At 31.4% G+C, this 701-nt stretch carries 1 protein-coding gene; it reads left to right on the top strand.

What is annotated here, in order from left to right; all coding sequences use genetic code 11:
• Positions 1-213 precede the first annotated feature (213 nt).
• Positions 214-693, top strand: a complete 480-nt coding sequence (locus tag RR45_RS10915) for a sigma-70 RNA polymerase sigma factor region 4 domain-containing protein (RefSeq protein WP_031366771.1) — start codon at positions 214-216, stop codon at positions 691-693.
• Positions 694-701 lie beyond the last annotated feature (8 nt).

The raw sequence follows: 701 nt of genomic DNA, 5'->3' as shown, positions 1-701 counted from the left end.
CAAATCTTACCAAACATGTCAACTCTTTTTTTTATTTTTTGTCTTTTTTTATTTTTGAGAACTTCTTTTAGAGGTTATTCGTGGTATCTTCACGTTATTCATGGCATATTTTCGGCCATTCACGGTATATCGCATTTTTATTTGTTTTTTTACTTTATATCTAGTAACTAGATAATGTTGTTTATAGCTTTTTTAGAATAAAGGAGTAACCTAATGGATAAGATTGAAACCATACTTAAAAATATTGAACCGATTATCATGAACTGTCGAAAAAAAACTAACATCCCTTCCTGGCAATTAGACGACTATCTCCAGGAAGGCATGATTATTGCTCTAGAGATGTATCATCAACTTTTATTAGACCCACCAGATGATGACTTTAACTTCTATGTTTATTTCAAAGTGAGATATTCTTGTTTCTTGATTGATCAGTATCGGAGAAACATGGCTGTCAAAAGAAAATTCGACCAGATTGACTATTGTGAACTATCTGAGGCGTTTTATCTTTTTGATCAAAATCAAGATGTCTCTGAAAACGTCATGTATAATTTGTTATGTCAAGAAATACACTTGCTTCTATCTCCTGAAGAACGAGAGCTTTTTGAGGCACTTAAAAATGGACAGAAGATTGACCGTAATCAAAAGTTTCGTATCAAGAAGAAAATTATTGAATATATTAAGAGGTTTTGGTGAGGAATAAA

The organism is Pseudolactococcus chungangensis CAU 28 = DSM 22330 (genome assembly GCF_002441885.1).
Lineage (GTDB): Bacteria > Bacillota > Bacilli > Lactobacillales > Streptococcaceae > Pseudolactococcus > Pseudolactococcus chungangensis.
This window is presented reverse-complemented; position numbering and strand designations above follow the sequence as displayed.

Bases quoted from the DNA above. Each gene is read 5' to 3' on its own strand.
- RR45_RS10915 (WP_031366771.1), top strand. From the start codon at position 214: ATGGATAAGATTGAAACCATACTTAAAAATATTGAACCGATTATCATG.